Raw genomic sequence first — 19,652 nt, forward strand, 5'->3', positions numbered from 1 at the left:
TCTACATATTTATTATCTTTCTAACTTGTTACAAACTATAACGAATAATTTTATTACCGAATTTGTAACTTTTGACAATAAAAGGCTAAAAACAGTCACTATGTGTTTTTAGTTCTTACATGCCGGTTAAGAATCGCATTTACCTCTGATTTAACATCTTCACGGGCTCGCCATCCCCATAAACGTTGTCTCGCTTCTTTAGCACTGCGTTCAAGATCAATAACAGGATAGAGGTAACAGCTCTTGTTATCTAGTTGGTACATCACAACTTCTAATTCTGTAAGCGTCCAAGGCTCAAATAACAAAGGAACAGGGATATTTGCTAATTCAGGTACCCATTTATGGATAAACTCACCATCAGGATCATGTTCTTGTGCCTGTTTAGTCGGGTTATAAATACGAATAGTATTAATACCTGTGACACCAGCTTGCATTTGGAATTGGCTGTAATGAATACCGGGTTCGAAATCCAGAAACAATTGAGCAAGGTGAGTGACACCGTCACGCCAGTCAATATTTAAGTGGTGGGTAAGAAAGCTAACAAGCATTGAACGCATTCTAAAATTAATATAACCGGTGTGATATAAACATCGCATACAAGCATCTATAAGAGGGATCCCAGTATTGCCTTCTTTCCATGCGTTAAGTTTCATCTTATCTTTCGAACAACTCTCAGCCAGTAAGCGATCATAAGTGCGATTCATACAAAAAAATTCTATATCAGGCTCTGATTCAAGCTTTTGAATAAAGTGACAATGCCAATGCAGCCTCGATGAAAAAGCGATTAAACTTCGACGAAACCCTTTTACGTTCCAGTGGGCGAGAATTTGTTGGTAAACCTGCCGTAACGAAATATTGCCCCAAGCTAAATAGGGAGAAAGTCGGCTACAAGCAGTACGTGATGCTGTTGGGCTGGAAATGGATCGGTAATATTCTTTACCGCGTCGATTAAAGAAATCATCAAGCGTCTGAAATGCTAATGTGCTGCCTCCCGTTTGCATCCCTTGTACACGCTCACACCATGACTCTGGCGGAGAAAAAAGCATATCGGCCAATTGTTCAGGACAAGTACCAACCCAGTTAACCTTGTCTAAATTAACCGAAAACACAGGCGCTCGCATGACACCATTCCAATGCTTATCCCAATTCCTTCGGTTTTTTGCACCTCTTATAACAGCGCCTTGCTGAAATTCGTGCCATTGAACCTGATGGTTATCACACCATGCTTTTATATTAAGATCACGCTCAAAGGTACAACCTAACCCAATTTCTTGGTGTGAAAACAAAGCATTAATAGGGCAGTGGTGCATTAATTTATCTAAACATTCAACAGCATTACCGTGAAAGATAAAGACTTGGCTATTTACACAAGTAAGCTGATGGTTCATATCTTCCAATGATTGCCAAATGAATCGCCAATGTCGCTCACTATAATGAGGATCACTAAGCAACATGGGCTCCATTATATAGATAAGCATCACCGGATAGTCGCTATTTGCAGCAACTGAAAGCGCCTGATGATCGCTAAGGCGTAAATCACGCTTAAGCCATACCACATTTATTTTTTTCATCAATCTAAACGTTCTTCTATGATTAAAACAATGTATACCCAAGCGACTTCAAGATGCCTGATTCAGAGCGAAGTCACTGAGTTGAATTCAAGGAAGACAACGAAGCGGAATAGCGAGCTCTTTCCAAGTTGTCTGGTATATAGCATTACGAAGTAATTAATCCTTTTTCTCACTTGGCACGTAAACATCAGCAGAACGCATTACACTTAATGTTTAAAACTAAATGGAGGTACATATGACAATGCCACTAAGTAAACTAGAAAAATTCTTTTACATCGATAAATTGGTTGTTCACTCGATAGATCTATCGTTGTATCAAGCATCAGTCGTTATAGATGATGAAGAACATTACATAACAAATGAAAAAGGGGATTACATCCGAGCCATTTCTGTTTTAGAAATACAAAAGATATGTAGGAAATTAAAAGTAAAAAGCTGGGTGCTTAGACAACAAAGTGCTTACGATGAAATGATAGGTATGCCAAATAGCAAACAAGATAATACGTTAGAGGTTCCACTAAGCAATAATAAGCTTTATTGATATTGTCTGATGCCCGTTGTTTCATTATCTTTAAATACATCAACTATAAGCACATTGACTCTTATTGTTAATTACAATGATATAAATCGCAGTGAAAAATAACTAACAGATGCGTCTTAATGCTAACTCGTAAGTTTTTTACCACGTTGACGTGTAGCCCTATGTTTCAAAAATAAAAAGTTAGTAATATCTAATCTCTATTTTTAGAAAGGCCTATTATCTATAGAATTAAAGTCACAATACTAACTATCGACAAAAAGCAATATCTTGCTTATTAAATTGCAATAATAAGCGATCATATTAGTAGACGATAAAAACATAGCGACATTATTCATGTCTTCATATCGCCTTAAAAACGTACTAAAAGCTAAAATAAAAAAGACGTTACTATTGTCCTTAATAGCTTTACCGATAACTGCAACAGCTCATACTCACTCTGAACATCATGTTCAATCTGATAAAAAACATCATTCAAAAACTGTAAGCCACCATTCCAATGTTCATCATCATGTAGTGAGTCACCATCACAGCCATAAAATTGAACATAAACACAGTAAAACACCAAAGCATAGTGAGAAGCATGAAACGCATCATGTACATATAACACATCACAGTACAAAGCATCATGTGGCGCATAAATCGCATTATTCACATCATCTTAGTCACTCAAGCCATCATACTAGTGCAAAGAAACATAAAATCCCTGTAGATTACTACACCTTGAAAGGGCATTACGTACATCACAAATCATTTTGGTCTGATGTCAGGAATTTGAGGCTTCCTCAAAAATGGCGATCCAAGATTTGGCATGCCTATTCACATTGGGCACATACACCGTATCTCTATGGTGGTAACACACATCATGGTATTGATTGCTCTGCATTTGTTCGTCGAGTGTTTGCTGAGGTTTACCATGTACATTTACCAAGAACCACCTTACAACAAGTAAAACTGGGTTATAAAGTTAGAAAAGAAAACCTTCATTATGGTGATCTCGTCTTCTTTAAAACTGGTGGTTGGCATCATCATGTTGGAATCTACTTAGACCACGGACGTTTTGTCAATGCGACAAGTTCGCGTGGTGTTGCTATTTCCAATATTAATCATCCATATTGGCGTAAACGTCTATGGCAAATACGTCGATTAGTTGATCAATACAAACCCTCATAAAAATCAACTCACATGGATGTGTTTTTTGTATTTAAATTGAAAACTAAATTCTTAGTAAATTATTATTTAATTTAAATAAAACATTAAAATAGAGAGCGTTAAGTCGCTCTTTTTCAGTTTTAAGTATATGTAATTAATGATTGTTGAGAGGATATAAGTATCTTTTTCTTACAATTATTTTAAACGGTGTATTATTTTTCTGTTGTACAATTGAAAATATTGTTTTATTGGCGTAAATTCAGTTTGAATTATAGGTTATTGAGATTACGTAAAAAGTCATTAATTTTATTTATTTTTTATAAATATTCATTAACAACTATTAATAAATCATTGGTTAATAGCTTTTTGATGTTATAGGGAATTTTTATATTAATATTTAATATAAGAATTTCAGATGAGTTTTGAGTTATAAATAACTTGAGTAAATATCTATGAAAACACTTATTATTACAGGGACTAGACCCGAAATAATAAAAATGGCACCAGTATATGCTGAATTCAAAAAACAAAATAAGTGGGTTGAATGGTGCCATACAGGGCAACATGGCACGCTTGCAGAGCAAACTTTTCGAGTTTTTGACATTAAACCAGATTATTTCTTTCAACGCCCAGAAGGAAATACATTAACGGATTTAGTCTCTGGTTTAATGGTAAATATTCAATCGGTATTACAAAAGAACGAATACGACTGTGTACTCGTTCATGGTGATACAAGCTCTACATTAGCCGGTGCTATGGCTGCGTTTTATGCTCAAATACCCTGTATTGGGCATGTTGAAGCTGGTTTACGCTCTGGGAACTTACAGCATCCTTTTCCAGAAGAATCAAACCGAACCTTAGTCGCTCGTATTGCAAATTTGCATTTTTCTCCAACAGAAATGGCAAAGGAAGCACTGCTTGCAGAAGGTGTAAAACCTGAATCTGTAATAGTGACAGGTAATACAGCAATTGATGCGCAAAAATTATTATTAGACAAAGGTATCATTAACCTTGAAGCGACTAATACAGTACTTGTTACTGCTCATCGTCGTGAAAATTGGCTGTCTATTCCTACAATTAGCGAAGCAATTAAGAAACTTATTAACTTAAAGCCTGAGTTGCGCTTTGTTTTGGCAGTACATCCCAATCCAACGGTTAAACAAGCTGTGATGGATAATTTGAGTGATGTTGAAAACCTATCAATTGTCGAGCCGCTGGACTATTTGGCCTTGCAGCAGACTCTCGCATCATCAGTACTGACTATGACAGACTCTGGTGGTATCCAAGAAGAAGCGCCAACTTATGGAACACCAGTTGTAATTTTACGAGAAACGACAGAGCGCCCAGAAGCTCTAAATTTAGGATTATCTATATTAGCGGGTGCCGATGATAGTAATCGTATTGTCGATGCAGCGTTGACACTGTTGTTTCAAGGGAAATCTGAAGATTGTCTAAACCCATACGGTAAAGGCGATGCATCAGCCCTTATTTGTAAGCGAGTGCACGAGTTCTAATCATGGATATGTTCGATTATTTTCTCTATTACTTATATGGCTTACGCGTTGTACTGTTCGTGACCATGGTGATTTTATGTATTTGTGGTATCGATGACTTGTTCATCGATCTCTACTATTGGATACGCCATTTTTGGCGAAAGGGCACCGTTTATAAAAGATACTCACGTAAAAATGTTGATGATCTTTATCAAAAAGAAGAGCAGCCATTAGCGATCATGGTACCAGCATGGCAAGAGTTTGGCGTAATCGATAAAATGGCAGAGCTGGCAGCATCTCGCTTAGATTATGAAAACTATCAAATTTTTGTTGGTACTTATCCTAACGATCCTGAAACCCAAGCTGATGTTGATCGTGTTTGTGCGCGTTTTCCTAACGTACATAAAGTGGTGTGTGCTCGTCCGGGACCAACCAGTAAAGCAGATTGCTTAAACAACATTATTTCATCAATTATAGAGTTTGAGAAAAAAGCAAAAATCGAATTTTCAGGTTTTATTCTTCATGATTCAGAAGACATTGTTTCACCAATGGAACTTCGCCTTTACAACTACTTATTGCCTGAAAAAGATCTGATTCAGTTACCTGTTTATCCTTATACCCGTAAATGGTATCAAATGACACCGGGCCACTATGCTGATGAATTCGCTGAATTACATGGTAAAGATGTTGTTGTCCGAGAAGCAATAGCAGGACAAGTACCCAGTGCTGGTGTAGGTACATGTTTTAGCCGTAAAGCGATTTTAAAACTATTAGTGGCAGGTGATGGTTTACCGTTTGATGTTCAATCATTAACGGAAGACTACGATATTGGTTTACGGCTTAAACAATGGGGAATGAACGAAATCTTTGTACGTTTTCCTATTATTGATAAAGACCAAGCAACACTCAAAGAAGACTCTTTTGGGGTATCACTGCATGACGGTAACGTGGTCTGTGTGCGAGAGTATTTCCCTACAACATTTAGTACAGCAGTCCGTCAAAAAAGTCGGTGGATTATTGGTATCGTTTTCCAAGGTTTTAAAAACACCAAATGGACGAGCGACTGGAAGTTAAATTACTTTTTATGGCGTGACAGAAGAGGCTTTATTAACAATACGATAGGCTTTCTATCTATGCTTATCTTTCTACAATTAGTAGGGTTAACAATTTATTCCTACCTTGTGAAAGATGGCTACCATTTTTTATCTATAATCGCTAACGATAGGACTACTCACATTCTTTTAGTGATTAATACCTTATTGTTAATCAACCGTTTATTCCAACGTTTTTTCTTTGTAAGCCAATACTATGGCTATTTAGAAGGCGTACTATCACTACTACGTTTATGTTGGGGAACCGTTATTAACTTTGCAGCAAACGTTCGTGCAATTCGACAAGTCATTCAGCAAGGTGATGCAAGGCGTGTTGCGTGGGATAAAACCACCCACCATTTTCCAAGCATTCAAGATGAAGTGCGAAAAAAACCGATTGGAGAGATCTTAAAAGAAAACAAGAAAATTTCGGAAGAAATGCTGAATAGTGTATTAATCAATATGCCAAAAGACCGCTTACTCGGGTCTTACTTAGTTGAGCAAGGTATTGTGAGTAATGATGATTTAAGTAAAGCAATTGCTGAACAATTTGAATCTGAATTTGAACACTGTGATCCGTTTGATTTAGATCCTGCACTTATTGAATTGTTACCTAAAAAACTGGCATTAAAGTACTCGGTACTGCCACTACGAAAAGATGGTGAGATGCTCGTGCTAGGTAAAGAAATGCCATTAAGCCCTGTAGCGTTAGCAACGATAGAAAGGCGATTAAAGTGCCCCGTAAAATCAGTGATTACTACTAATGGTGCCGTGACATTAGGTTTACGCTACTGGTATTTAGAACAAAAAGAGATTAACCCTCATAAAGTGATTGAAGAAACCGTTGGTAAGAAAAGTCTTACCCAAGAGGCTTACAACACCTTGATAGATCAATACTTTGCAACACAGAGTCAACTAGGTCAGTGCTTGTTAATGAGTAGACAAATAGAGTCGGCGGTGCTGAATCAGGCAATCCTTGCTTATGAAAAAGAACATGAGCAAAGTTTTGGTGCATTTTTAATTAAGCACCATTACGTGACAAAAGAAGCCATAGACAAAGCATTGGAGCTTCAAGTTTCACAGCAAATGAATGTTAATCACCTTATTAATGAATGCAAACAGTACTAATGAATAACTTCAAAAGAACATCAATCGCTATGGCTTGTGCATTTATGAGTGTCAATGTACATGCGACAGCTAACATTTTTGCGCATCTTACAGATTCAGAGCATTTTCGCACTTATCCGTATATTGATAAGGCGTATCAGGAACAAAAAAACAAACAATACAATGCAGCATTGGAAGAAGTTGATCACGCACTAATTATTGTGCCGAACCATGTTCCTTTTTTAAAATTTGCTTATCAGTTAGCTGTAAGTGCCGGTAAGCCGATTGAAACGCAACTAAAATATTTAACCCAAATACCAAAGAATGAGAGGGGCAATGACATTCTCAATTTATGGTTGAATAACGCAAAAAATGGCGAGTTTTACACGCAGGAACAGTTGAAAAAAATTGCTGACACGCTAACAACAACACAAATGCAGAGTTTGTTTGCTAATAATCTATACAACTTAGACAAGAAGTATGGTTCAACCAAAGCACTACAATGGTCATATAATAAGCCAGAAAAATATAAATCGTTAATAACGCTTCGCTATGAAGCTTATCATTTATATTCAGACAAGAAGTATGTCGAAGCACAACTAATACTTGATTCAATTTATCAATCACACTCGAGTAATCAGACGGATTTAAAATATCTAGCTCTTACTACATTAATGAATGGTAATGAGATAAAGGCGCTGACTTATGCGTCTAAACTTATTTCACTTACTGATCAGCAAGAGTTTTACAACCAATATATTGAACATTTATTGGCGACATACCAATATAAAAAAGCACGAAAAGAACTAAATCGTTTATATGACAATAATGAGCTTTCTGGTGAGTTAATTAAGCAACGAGATTACTTAAATTCATTAGACGAACAAGTCATTAATGAATTTGCCGAAATGACGCCTTGTTTGAAACAAGCAATGAATGGTATATCTGAAGATAATATCACACAGGCTAAAATGAAATTGAAGCAATGTGACCCACAGATAGACTCAACAATGTGGATCAAACTTGCTGATAAATTAAGTTTATATAGTCAAATTGAACAAATTGACTTTAAGAAGAATAGTGCTGAAAAATTGAAAACAGTGGTGTTATTAACACACTACAAGAATCAACGAGCATGGTCGAATATAATCAATTTATTAAAAGATAACGACCATCGGGAGTCATTTGGCAGAGAACTTGCGTATGCCTATTCAAAAGAAAAAAAATACAGTAAATCAGCCAAAGTATCTTTTCAGATTTACAAAAAAGATCACCATAACTCTGATTTAGTTCATGCGGTGTTTAATGCTTTACAATCTTCAAATGGGGATAAACTCGCTGCATCAATGATTAAATACGGATTACAAACAAATAAACAAAAACTATTGGCCGATCGTAAAATCGTTAATAACATCATAGATATTGCTCAGCGTGATATTACATTGTTTACCCCGCAAATCATTGCGGATGCAAACAGAAATAAAGTGACATTGTCACCTGAAGTTTGGCAGTTACAGCATCAATGTAAGATGGTTGATGGCTTAGTAACAAACAATGACTATTTAAACCAAGCGATCGCGTATTGTGTGGTTAATAGTGATCCATTGAAAGCGGCTGAGCAGTACCAAGCAACAATAAAACACTCTCCGACAGTTCAACAATCATTAGTTTTAGGGCAATGGTTCGCTAAAGCAAAAGCTTATAAGGTGAGTGCAACATACTGGCATAATGTTGTACGTAATACGTCAGATCTTAAAAAACTACCGCCATACTCACGTTATTTATATATAGAAACGATGAATGAATTAGGTCAAACAAAGCGTGCAAATCAGGACTGGTTAGAATCAAACTTTGATAAACAGAATGAACAGTGGTGGCAACTAGGCATTGATATTGCAGAAAAAATGGATGATAAAGCCGCGGTAATATCACGTATAGAGCAAGGGATAGATCACACGCAGTCATCGGAATTAACCAAAGATCTTGCTGAATACATAGCAAAAAATAACGATACCGACTTAGCAAAAAAATTGTTTGAAAGCGACAAAACAGGTAACGCGAGTGCGCTATTAGGCTACCAAACTCATAAAAAAGACCCAGAGTTAGCACAGCAGGCGTTTGCTAATGCATATCAACATCTGAAATATAAAAAAGATGTCAATATGACTGCACAATATGCTGATATCGCGAATAAAAACGGTGATACAGAACTTTCATCACAGCTATATAAAGCTGCTATTGATCAGGAACTAACTAGCCCAGCACCAGACAAGAAATTGATTAATTACTTACAAAGCTCACATAAAAACATCAATTTAGGCTGGAAATATAATGTTGCGGGTTGGATTGGGACAGATCAGCAACAAGCAATGCCTGGAGTATCTAGTGGTACGGGGAACTACTTCTTATACGGTGAAGCGAAATACTATTTTGAACATCCGTGGCTACCACGCAGCGCAGTCTCTATCGCAGCATTAAGTAATGGGGGATTTGCTCATATATCATCAGGCAATACCACAGACTTGGATTTATCGTATCAAGTTCAACCCATAGCAAGACATGAGACCTACTTAAAAGCAGGTGTACGTCAACGAGTGAGCGGTGATAACCATAAAACACGACCTTATGTACGTGTTAGTTCAAACGTACTTTCAAACGATAAATGGTCAAAAGAATGGAAGCCTGATCTCAATCATTGGTTATATCAGAACGTTTACGCTGATGGACTGTTATATCTAGATAATACAGCAGACTATATTTTGTTTGGGCGTTACGAAATTGGTCAAACATTCAAGATGGAAAATGATTACCAACAAAGACTTACGCCATATACATTTATACAATGGGCTGACGATAGTGAAAACACATCTACCGTTGCAGGCTTAGGAGCGAGTTGGAACTGGAAATCACATAACACCAAATACAATGGGTTAGACGTAGATTCAGAAGTAGGTCTTGAATGGCAACATACACTACAAAGTTCACAAATAAACAAGTCAGACGATGCTGTTTTACTGCGTTTTTCCTTATCCTTTTAACTAGTTGTAAGCAAAAGGTAGATAACCACGATCTTGGTGTTTTTTATCAACCACTTAACCAAGATCGTGATATTTCACAACAACAATGGAAAGGTTTTGGTAAAGAAGTCAGTGATATAGGTATAAAAAATGTCGTCATTCAATGGACGCAATATGGTAACGAAGCTTTTGGAGAGTCTCACGGCTGGTTAGCGCAGCGTATGGAAGTGTTGCAAGATCACAATATAAAACTATGGGTCGGATTATATTCCGATCCTAATTATTTCCGTGAGATACATACCAATACTACTGAGCAAAAAGTGTATTTAACAGAGTACTTTAACAAACTGCATAAATCATACGTGCAGTGGAAAACGTGGCTAAAAATACACTCAAACAAAGTAAAAGGTTTATATTTGCCATTAGAGCTATCAGATTACGATTTCAAAACACCAGCACAAAGGGAACAACTGGCAAACATCCTAAAGCAGCAAATAAAACAGTATGACGAACCATTAATGATCAGTCTTTACTTATCAGGCCAATTACCTCAAAGCCAGATAAAACAATGGACAGATCAACTTACCAACTTAGGTTTAATTGTCTACGTACAAGATGGTGCGGGAACACAAGCATTATCGACAGATGAACGCCATGCTTACTTAGATGACTTAGGCTGTAATGTAGGTATTATCCGCGAAATCTTCGTGCAAGATAAAGCGGCTAAAAGTTTCAAAGCCGATCGTGTAAGTAAAGAAAAATTCGACAGCATTTTGAATGAAGAAACATGCCATCCAAACACCATGTTTTCGTTACGTTACTTACCGAGCAATTCCAATCCATTAAAATTGGTTGGCGAAAAGTAAGTTCATCCATTTATTAACAGTAAAGCCTCAAATTAAATGTAACTGCCTGAAAAGTAGTAGTGATTTTCTTTAGGGCTTTTCTCAAAAAATACATATATCAATATGAGAGATAACGTAAAGTTGTTATTTTTATAAAATCTCAAGTTGAAATGGATTTTGATGTGGAATATCTGGATTTAGTGTATTTTCATTTAGTTACAGTCGTTCTCGCTTTTGTCATTGGAACTTATTTACTCATTAAACGAAAAGGGACTAAAAATCATAAGATCCTTGGCAGATTATATATGGTGTTGATGTTATTAACGGCAATATCAACATTGTTTATTCCAGCTCAGGTTGGGGGTTTTATATTTTATCACTTTGGCTATATACATATCCTTAGCCTTATTACGTTATATACAGTCCCAGAAGCATTCATTGCTATCAAAAAAAACAATGTGAAAAAACACCGTAATAGCATGATTATTTTATACGTATCGGCAATATTAATTGCAGGGACGTTTGCTTTCACGCCAGGAAGATTATTACATACTTGGCTTTTTGTTTAGGCTACTTAGAAAGCAATATAACAAGGTGTTGGAGTCGATGCATGTAAGTGAAGAAGCCAACGATAGCATATGAGATATTCGTGCAAACCCAACTACACACAGATTTGTTCGCTGCAAGCAATGTATGGAAAACACTGTTGATAGGAAGCAATCGAACTGCGGGCTTGCTATAACGAACATGCTATCTAGTAAAAAGCATCGACGAAAGCTCTTTGATTTACTGATATGGCTGGCTTGTTTAGATCTTGCAGATATTGCATTTCATCGGTCATGACATGCAATAGATATTCGTTTCTTGAAATATGTAAGTTTGTCTAAGCCATATCCATATAGTGATTGAAATCGCTCAGTAATTTAAACAGAGGCATTTGTTGGTTTACCATGGTAATTCCAAATAATCCTTGTTCAAGAATGCATAGCGTTCGCAGAACAAGAATTATTAATGGTAATTACCTATTTTATGGTAAATAAGCAATACTGTTAAATGACCCTGTAACAAACAAAAAATATCAATAAATCAGAAGAGTAGAGCAATACATGTGACACCATAGTTTGGGTTAGATGACAGATAATAATCTATACATCCTATTTAACTTATATGAATTGAATAGGTTGTTCATGGTCGGTTGGGTTGGCTCAAGTCCTGTATAATGAGGCTTTATCAAGAAACATCCCATTATACCAGCAATAGCAGGTTCATGAATCAATGCTTATGAAGCTGTTTTCGGCACTTTATCTCAACACTACTTCATGAACTAAGTAAAATTATGTTCAATAGGGTGTTACATTTCGCTGTGTCATGAAGCCACTTTATGCTTATGTGGACGTGTGACATTTTTCTGGACAGAAATAAGTTAGATTTGCTGCATCTAAGATGCGCTATTCGCATAAACTTACTGTTAAACATAATGCCGCGCTCTTCGGTAAATTTGGAGCGCAGCGTCTTGTTATACCTTTACGGTAATGTTCCTAAGCTTTCGTAACCCAGCAAAGTGGAAGGACTAAAAGACTCAAACTCCCAACTTGGTAGCTTTCTGCGGTCTTGTTTGTAAGACTCTAAAAGCTCAGACAAATCACTAGGTGACTCAATACCTAGGAGGGATTTAACTCTATCAAAGTATCTTTTTGACTTTGCGCGAGCAAATATTTCAAAGGAACTACCATAATGACCTAAATAAAGAAGTGTTTCAGGCCACCAACGGCTATAGACATCGCTTGCAGATATATCAGCACGCATAAAAGCGACAAAGTCAGCTTGCATTAAAAACCTAAAGTCCAAACCAGTTCCATGACACCGCTCTTTTAACAGGTCTGCTCGCAGTGACAATCTTCTTGTTCCTAACCGCAAATTCCTATACTCAAGCGACTTCATATGCTGACGGATATTTTGGAAGTCAATCATGGTATCTCTACCATATTCGGAACGACCACCAACAAAATACTGTTGCAATAACAATGGTGCAGCCAGCTCAAAACGTTCGTACTTTAGAAAAACAGCAAGCGTATATAGAAAAATCTCGTGAACTATAAATTTATAGTTATCGAATTCCCAGCTATTACAGGAAGATATATGCTCTGGCCTTTCCATATATGGTATTAGGCTTTCAATAAAACGGTGAATTCGTTCAGCAAAATCAGGTAATGGTTTGTATTGAGCGACAGCTATCAATAGTTGAATATACTCGTTTCTAGCAGGTATAAATAATTCTAGGTTTGATACGATCGCATCATCAATTTCACCCTCTACGCCATGAACACGAAAACGCTCAAGATTTTCCGAGAATAAGGTCAAGTACTCATCGAAGCAGCCAGAAGCTGTAGATTTATCATTCTTTATGGCGTCTACCGCACGCTTAAATGCAGATGAGGTGCCAAGTGAAACAGACTCATTTTCTTCTAAAAAACAGGGCTTCTTCCCAATTTCAGGCTTTACATAAAGTGGCTTGTTGTAAATCCATCTTAGTAATTTTTCAAAATTATCTGCGTATCCATCCGGTTCGCTGAGATCAATATAAATTCTGGACTTATAGTAAGTTGGCAAGTGTGCCTTACCGTTTTCATCTCTCTCTGTAACGACAACGACGAACTTATTTTGTTCTTGCTGTTCATATACTTCACGGGAAATAATTTGTGTCTCAGTGCCCACGCCGCCACTTCTTACATCAGCTTTTTCTGCATAAGTCTTATCTGAGATTATTGCGACTTTATTAATTTCTGGGTCAGTTACCATCTTTTCCATGAAAGCATAAGCGTCATGACCTTCCTTTAGATCCCACTTGTCTAAAATGACATCTACACCAGATTCTGTCAGCTCGGCTGCAATTTGAAGAACAAGTTGTTCGTGATCGTGATTTGACCAACTGTAAGATATAAATAACTTCGGATTACACAATTCTTCGTTCCTTACTGATTAGTTATAACAATTTATTGGATTCCAAAGTGGGGTATATAAATACCCAGATTTGGGACTTTTCATGCATACAATGAACACTGAACTCTAGATTTAATGCGTGCTTTTTCAAGGATATCATGAGGTTCATCAAAAGCGCGAATCAGAAAATACGACAAAAATAGATATTCCTACACACCTTACGGCTAACATTAGAAAATCTATGGAAAGCTCTCGATATGAGAATGATGACGTTGACTTTCGCCAGCACGAAACGGGGAAAATTTGAGCTAGCCATGAAAGCTAGCTTGAATGTGTACGAAACCGTGCCAAGCAATTTGCTACTTTACGCTGATAGTATTAAGAAAAGAAAGGGTAACGCTTGGCTAGGCTGCAATAAAATAGCTGGCTAAAATTAGCGAGGAACAAGCAAAAGCCAGCTGTTTTTTGTCCGTTTCGTTTAAGCTACTTGTTAACTCAATTCTCGCTTCAAATGTTCGAAATCTCTCTTTACAAACTCATGAGCTGACATATCTTTAATAAATTCAGAATCAAAATTAAGCCTAGAAAGCATATCTCCTACAGAATTAGACTTAACAAATGATTCATAAAGCTTATGTAAACCTACACCTTTTGGTGATTTCTTCAAGATATAATCAATCATGTCGTGTTTTTCAAACTGGGAAATAGTCTTTTCTTTTAATGCCCTGTTCGAAGAGTTTATTATATGCTGGAAATTTTCCGGTTGAAGTTTTTCCATAATAGACTCGGTATACTCTTTTAAAACAGAGTTTAGATCTTTCAAACCCGAAATTTGTGTAGAAAGGTCTGCCAGATCCTTATCTTGGTTTTTCTTACTAAGAAAGTCCGCAAACAATCCTGCCCATTGATCTCTTAACCAACAAGATATATCATCAAATTTCTCAAAATCTTTAATCAAGTTGTTTCTCTTTTGGGCATAAATATCATCAATCAATTTGAAAATATTTACGTCATCTACATGAGCATACTCAATATCTTTATTATTTCTATTCTTTTTAAATGTGTGATATTCAGAATGCACATTTTTATCAATAAATACATAAATAGGAATGTCATTTTTCCTAGCTGTTTCGTATTCTTTTTTAGTAACAGAGTTATAAAAGTCTAACTTTTCTTTTGGGTTTTCTTCTTGCTCTGAAGCTGGACTACCATACCGACCTCCAATTATTAGCACCAAAATATGGCAGTTTTTTATTTCCTCATAACATGAAACATCTAAAGAAGAATCATGGTGAAATGGAATATCACCCTCTTCATATAAAACAGATTCATATCCTAAGCCATCTATAAAAGCTTCCAAACTATTTCTTATGTGCTTTAAATCGTAATATGTAGAAGATACAAACACTCTAGGTTTGGCCACGATACTTCCTTATTGAGTTAAAAGTGTATTCATTAGCATTTTTGCTTTTACGCAAAAATACACTCATAAAATATCTTATCATACTCATTATAATCTATACATATCAATAATTTGTAGTGTTTTTTACGCTCAACGCTTTGTAAGAGGATGTGAAAAGTAAGAAATGTATTTAATAAATCTTATTAAATACAAACTGAAACATTAAATTGAATAATTTTCGACAAGTAATGGATTTACTCCTTTTTTTAACAAGAAATATTTCTTATTAAAAATAGAAATCATGCTATAAAATCACACAGGCCATTAAATTTTTTATATATACAGGAAATATGACTAATCCAAAACCACGCTAAAACGATATGAATAAGTAAAAAGTCTAACGTGATGTATGGAATCCACTCCCTCTCAGCCAATCTAAACTTGGCGGAGTGAAATTATATATGAAATACAATCGATTTAAAAATCATCATCAAAAGCAGTAAGTTTACCCACATAAACTTAAATATTAACTATTAAAATTAATGTTACACTTTTAGGTGCAGGGAACATGTCAGCCTCTACGATTTAGCTGACTGTAGTAATCCAAGTGATGAAATAGTTTGTTTCATCTCTGTATAACGACTTAATTCGGGTTATAATTCAACAATCTTATTTCGCAATCTAGAATTATCAGCTTTTAATTGCGCCATTTTTTGGCTTGCAGATCGTCTTAATAGTGAGTTAGCCTTTAGCTAACTCACTATTGCAAAAAACGTGTTAGTTTTCTTGATGAAAACTAAACCGGATTAATTTATAGATTCGGAACTTTCTTCTAAAGATAACCACAGTTGCTCTAAATGAACATCATTACTATCTGGTTTGCAGTTATCGTTTAACTCGTCTACCTGAATCAACATAGGTAGATCAAAAGAAGTACCAGTAATAATACAAGAGCCTCTAGATAGGTTCGGAATTAAAGAGCGAGAAACAGAATCTAATGTACTAATGGTGTTATCTAACAAGAACAAATCACGATCGTTAACTAAACGATGGATAAAGAAATTATGCAATTGAGACATAATCGTTGCTGAGATATCCGCAGGTCGTTGACTCGATAACGTCAGGAAAATACCGAACTTACGACCTTCCTTAATCAATTCTTCAAACAATTCTAAACGATAGTCTTTCCAGTTACTCTGTTCACGTACTGATTGTTGAGAAAGGATATTATGTGCCTCATCAATGATTAGGTGCAGTGTCTTTTCTGGTGGGCTTTTCTTAACCTGTTTTTTGTGAGAATTATAATAGTGCTTCGTTACAAGAAGGGGAATGATCTTCTTTACGTCTTGATTGCAATTACGCAGCGAAATGACTGTTATTGCCTTATCGTCGTCAGCAACACTAGACTCAACTTTGATTACCTTGGATAACCCTCCTAGCGAGGACTCGGCACGTTTTAATAGTGGTTGTATGTGATCGAATTGAACAAAGTTGTACATCAAATCATTAATCAACTTCAATTTGCATAGAATTTTAAATTCCTGAAATGCGTCAAGGTCATTAATCAGAATACTATCAACGGCACTTTTGATGTAGAGATTATATTGGCTTTCGTTATTGAAGAATTTAAAATCAGTCCCAACACGGATTTTAAAGTTACTCCCATGCCAACTAACATCTTTGAGGAGATCTATGCTATCAGTGTTCTTTAGAGTGCTTTTGAGGAGATCAAGAACTTCTGGTTTTTGAGATGTAGAAGTGAAGCAGAACTTAATCGTGTACTTTAAGTAACTTAGAGCACTCTGTTGACCAGAGCCATACTTTGAGCGTCCTTGCAGGACTCTATTTATAAACGGCTTCTGTGTATTGGTAGTGGCTTGGAAAAGAATTGAAAGTGTCTCCGCATTCCAGAATTCATCTTCTGCCAACGGGAATTGATCGACTGCTGTATTCGTATTTAGATCTATAGCGTGCTTATGTTCAAGTGATACGATTTGATCTTTGATGTACTCCCCATTGAAATCTAGCAGCACAAACTTACTGACAGATTTGATTTGTTTATGCTTTTCATCGAACAAAGTAGTGAAGAGTTTCGTTAGAGTATTTGATTTACCGCTACCAGTGTTTCCAAAAATACCAATGTGAGTATTAAACAACTTCTGCCAAGGTAGAGATATCTCAATCCCTTCTTTTAACAATGATCCAATGCAGAAGTCTGATTCAGTACTAGATGAATATACTGTCTTTATGGCTTTCTCAGGTAACAGGAAGGCAGGATCACGGATCAACGGTAAGAACTTGATACCTTCAAAGAAGTTACCATTTTCAATGTAGCCAATAGGGCGAACATGCACTTTTCGTACGTACTCGATTTTATCCGTATTCTCTTGGAAACGTCTTTCATCTAAGTACTCACCCTCAACAATACATACAATGTCACGGAAGCCACGCTGAATTGAAACGTACTCTCTGATAGAGATACCTTTGTATCGCTGACCTTCATAGAAAATAGTGTCTTTGTTCGATGTTTCATCAACGGTCAACGTAATTTGAATGCCATTTACCGCTGTGACCTCACCAATGAAGATGCTCATGCGTCATCCTCACCAAGTGTTAGGACGTGAGAGTTGAAGTAAGAGAAATCTAATACTTCACCTTTTTCATGGACAACGTACTCAATATTATTGAAGTCAGAAAAATACTTCTGCAATTCAGGGATCATGGTTTCTCTATAACAACAGATGTATACTTGTAGAGTAGGATTCGTCAGAGAGCGTTTAATCAAGTTCCTGATATGCTCATCAGCAAATGAGAACCCGAAGGCTATCAATACGCTATTTGGCTTTTCTAACTCATAACTAAGGTGACGCAGCATCTGGTAATAGTGTTCTTCAAATACTGTTTCGTGGAACTTCCATTTTGTAGGGTTAACGATAGGTAACTGGTTATACTCCCGATAGAAGTCATATTGTATATTCTCGAATGCCGCTTTGTTATCATCATCAATAATCATTGAACACAACTGGTCCACTGTGTGAAAGCTACTTTCTAGCATCTCTTTGAAGTCACCGTAGTACATTCTGTCGATTGATGACTCAGAAACAATTTTATCCGGAGAAGAGTAATCTACGAGGATAGAATCGTTGTGCTTACGCCAGAAAGCAGAGCCGTGAAGATGGATAAGATTGATTTGTCGTTGTACTTCTTTGTTTCTGTCGAAAATACCTGATTCAGTCGTCATGCAATCGAAGTTACGAGCCTCTACTATTTTCTTATGAAAACCACGAGAGCCATCGTTGATGTTAAATCGAATGGATTTTTCTTCGTAGAGTTCATCTGCTGCATAGGCTAGGCAGGAGTCGTAGTTCGTGGTAAAGAAATTAATCTTTCTGTCATAACCCCGTTTTCGATGAAGAATTTCAAGGTTCAATTTCATGAATTTTTTATAATTATCGATGACTATTTGTTTATCGTCTTCTAAGGCAGTGAAATCAACAGAAATAACAGGCTTTATGCATTCTTCATAGTAATACATCAATAGCAAGGCTTTGAGGTGTTTAGCGTCAATAGAATCGAACTCGGTAGCCAAAGTTTCAATCGTTTCGTATTTACCTTCTGTGTGTATATCCAAAGCAAGGGTTGGAAATAGACCTGCTGATGCTCCTGCACCTATCAGATAGTTGATGTTCTTGTCGTGTAAGTCGTTTAGCTCGATTTTAGAAGTCGTCATAGGGTCAAATACTCAGAATACTTTTTATTTAGCTTGTTTATATGTGATTTTTTGAATTTAACGGTATGGGGTTAAAAATTAATTCCCTATAAATACCACAGTTTAAGTATCGAATTGTGTGGTTTAGTCTTCTCTTTTACCAATAAGGTAAATATCTACATTTGACTAAATTAAACCTTGCCAATTAAGTAATTTAGATGATTCATTTTTAGTTTCTTACTAAATCTAATAAAAAGGCATCAAAACTACTAGGGTCATATATTCAATAAGCGATAGTAGATAGTTAAATGTTATTGATACCAAGTATTAAAATACAAAATGTTAGTGCAAATGTCTAACAAGTTAGTCATCTCTGGGTATGAATTATGGAGTTTAATTTATAAACTAATATTCGATTAAGGCTTGTAATATATGCATTTTATAATTTACATTACGGTAACATTAGTTAACACAAACTGCAGTTATAATGAGTTGATTTTTACATTCACGGAATTAAAAGAGAGTGTTAATGAAAATTTGAAGAAATGTATTAGACCTGAAAAAATTCTTTATCCCAACAAAGAATAGCCTAAGTATTTGATGTGTAATATCAAAATTAGATTTTTAAGGTTGAGATAATATTTTTTGAAACTGTATTATTAAGTTTCTTGATAAAATGTCTAATTTAAATAGTGTTATTTTTCCTCCTCACTGTTTGATTTTCGAGCGATTTGCTTGTTATTGGCACACCTGAGTATTATTGATTGAGAATTTGTTAACCTAACAA

The 19,652-nt window shown here is 36.0% G+C and carries 12 protein-coding genes; 7 read left to right on the forward strand and 5 right to left on the reverse strand.

The genetic code is table 11. From position 1 onward, the window contains the following. Positions 1-98: 98 nt before the first annotated feature. On the reverse strand, positions 99-1,571 hold the full coding sequence (locus BTO08_RS19185; protein ID WP_105062188.1) for a cryptochrome/deoxyribodipyrimidine photo-lyase family protein: 1,473 nt from the start codon (positions 1,569-1,571) through the stop codon (positions 99-101). 235 nt (positions 1,572-1,806) lie between these two features. On the opposite strand from BTO08_RS19185, the gene BTO08_RS19190 reads away from it, so the two are divergent. The 7 genes from BTO08_RS19190 to BTO08_RS19220 all read left to right on the forward strand — a co-directional run bounded on the left by BTO08_RS19190 (position 1,807) and on the right by BTO08_RS19220 (position 11,383). After that, the gene (locus BTO08_RS19190) at positions 1,807-2,112 is read left to right on the forward strand and encodes a DUF6482 family protein (RefSeq protein ID WP_105062189.1); all 306 of its coding nucleotides are present in this window, start codon (positions 1,807-1,809) and stop codon (positions 2,110-2,112) included. A gap of 333 nt (positions 2,113-2,445) precedes the next feature. Continuing rightward, entirely contained in the window at positions 2,446-3,282 is an 837-nt protein-coding gene (locus BTO08_RS19195) for a C40 family peptidase (protein ID WP_105062190.1), read from the forward strand. A gap of 431 nt (positions 3,283-3,713) precedes the next feature. Next, a complete protein-coding gene (wecB, locus tag BTO08_RS19200; protein ID WP_105062191.1) occupies positions 3,714-4,775 on the forward strand; it encodes a non-hydrolyzing UDP-N-acetylglucosamine 2-epimerase in 1,062 nt (353 codons plus the stop codon). A 2-nt stretch (positions 4,776-4,777) separates the two neighbouring features. Continuing rightward, a complete protein-coding gene (locus BTO08_RS19205) occupies positions 4,778-6,973 on the forward strand; it encodes a glycosyl transferase family protein (protein ID WP_105062192.1) in 2,196 nt (731 codons plus the stop codon). After that, positions 6,973-9,990 (forward strand): NfrA family protein, encoded by a 3,018-nt coding sequence (locus BTO08_RS19210; RefSeq protein WP_198038509.1) that lies wholly within the window; start codon positions 6,973-6,975, stop codon positions 9,988-9,990. Before BTO08_RS19205 ends, BTO08_RS19210 begins: the two co-directional genes overlap by 1 nt. Continuing rightward, positions 9,912-10,835, forward strand: a complete 924-nt coding sequence (locus BTO08_RS19215; protein ID WP_105062194.1) for a DUF4434 domain-containing protein — start codon at positions 9,912-9,914, stop codon at positions 10,833-10,835. Before BTO08_RS19210 ends, BTO08_RS19215 begins: the two co-directional genes overlap by 79 nt. Before the next feature lie 161 nt (positions 10,836-10,996). Further along, complete coding sequence (locus BTO08_RS19220) at positions 10,997-11,383, forward strand: DUF2306 domain-containing protein (protein WP_105062195.1); 387 nt, start codon at positions 10,997-10,999, stop codon at positions 11,381-11,383. A 955-nt stretch (positions 11,384-12,338) separates the two neighbouring features. Here BTO08_RS19220 and BTO08_RS19225 read toward each other — a convergent pair. The 4 genes from BTO08_RS19225 to BTO08_RS19240 form a co-directional block, all read right to left on the reverse strand. Further along, entirely contained in the window at positions 12,339-13,775 is a 1,437-nt protein-coding gene (locus tag BTO08_RS19225) for a toll/interleukin-1 receptor domain-containing protein (protein ID WP_105062196.1), read from the reverse strand. Between the two features lie 469 nt (positions 13,776-14,244). Beyond that, on the reverse strand, positions 14,245-15,177 hold the full coding sequence (locus BTO08_RS19230) for a DUF4062 domain-containing protein (RefSeq protein ID WP_105062197.1): 933 nt from the start codon (positions 15,175-15,177) through the stop codon (positions 14,245-14,247). Positions 15,178-15,962: 785 nt separating this feature from the next. After that, on the reverse strand, positions 15,963-17,750 hold the full coding sequence (locus BTO08_RS19235; protein WP_198038510.1) for an ATP-binding protein: 1,788 nt from the start codon (positions 17,748-17,750) through the stop codon (positions 15,963-15,965). Then, positions 17,747-18,886, reverse strand: coding sequence for an SIR2 family protein (locus tag BTO08_RS19240; RefSeq protein ID WP_105062198.1), 1,140 nt, complete (start codon positions 18,884-18,886; stop codon positions 17,747-17,749). The genes BTO08_RS19235 and BTO08_RS19240 overlap by 4 nt, the downstream gene beginning before the upstream one ends. Positions 18,887-19,652: the final 766 nt, after the last annotated feature.

Origin of the sequence: Photobacterium angustum, assembly GCF_002954615.1 — a bacterium.
GTDB lineage: Bacteria > Pseudomonadota > Gammaproteobacteria > Enterobacterales > Vibrionaceae > Photobacterium > Photobacterium angustum_A.